A 1,218-nucleotide genomic window follows, 5' to 3' on the forward strand; every position below is an offset into this window, starting at 1 on the left:
AGGTTGGCTGCTCCTGGCAGCCAACATCCCGCGTTGCCGCGCCGGGGACGTCGGCTGCCAGGAGCAGCCGACCTACATCACTGAGGAGCCGGGTACGCGAGGCGACGGCCACGCCGACGGATTCCGACATCCGACGGGGCAATCGCAGACCGGGGGCGCCATCCCCGGCCCCGGGTCCGCGCGGAGGCGGACCCGGGGATGGCCGTTCAGCTCCGCGGCCGTTCGTTGTCCGGGTCGTACAGGGCCCGGTAACCCACCGCCTCGATGCGCAGGGGGTAGTGCTCGCCGAAGTACTCCATGGTCACGGTGTCGCCCTCGCGGGCGTAGGCGGCGGGCAGGTAGCCGAGGGCGATGATCTCGCCGACCGAGGGGCCGTAGACGACGCTGCTGGTGTAGGAGCGCCGGCCCGTGCTGTCGACGAGGACGTCCCCGGTCTCCGGGTCGAGGATCGGCCACTGGCCCACGGGGTAGCGGGCGACGCCGGCGGCGTCGACGTTCTCGCGCAGGGTCATGGTGCAGAGGTACGCCGGCTGGCCGTCGCGCTCACGCTGCTCGAGGTAGGCGGCCTTGCCGTGGAAGTCCGCGGCCTTGACCTTGGGGCGGGCAAGCCCGGCCTCGTAGAGGTTGTACTCCGTGAGCAGGTCGACGTTCTGCAGGCGCAGGCTCTTCTCCAGACGGCGGCTGTTGGCGTAGGTCTCGATGCCCACCGGGGTGACACCCTGCTCGTAGAGCGCGTCCCACAGGCCGAGGCCGTAGCTGAAGGGCACGTAGAGCTCCCAGCCCTGCTCGCCCACGTAGGAGATGCGGAAGGCCCACACCGGCAGGCCGTGCACGCGGATCTCCCGCGCCGTGGCGAAGGGGAAGCGTTCGTCGCTCAGCTCCTCCGGGTCGTCCGCCAGGGCCTGAAGCGTCTGCCGCGCCTCCGGGCCCCACAGCCCGAGGGTAGCGAGCTGGTCGGTGCGGTCCTCGAAGTGCACGCGCCCCAGGCCGCGGGCCTCGGCCATGCGCGTCATCCACACATAATCGCGGTGGCCGGTGTCACCGCCACAGATCACGCGGTAGCTCTCCGTGCCCAGGCGCACGACGGTCAGGTCGGAGTGCACGCCGCCGGTCTCGTCGAGGAAGTGGGTGTAGACGCCCTTGCCCACGGGCTGGTTGCCGCCCACGCGGGCGACCGAGAGGTACTCCAGTAGCGCCTCGGCGTCCGGGCCGGAGACG

At 71.4% G+C, this 1,218-nt stretch carries 1 protein-coding gene; it reads right to left on the reverse strand.

Annotated features, from left to right (window positions below; all coding sequences use genetic code 11):
• Positions 1 to 206: 206 nt before the first annotated feature.
• The coding region (locus tag G7A99_RS25515) for an aminomethyltransferase family protein (protein WP_240466273.1) at positions 207 to 1,218 on the reverse strand (1,012 nt) is incomplete at its 5' end.

Source organism: Arhodomonas sp. KWT, assembly GCF_010993615.1.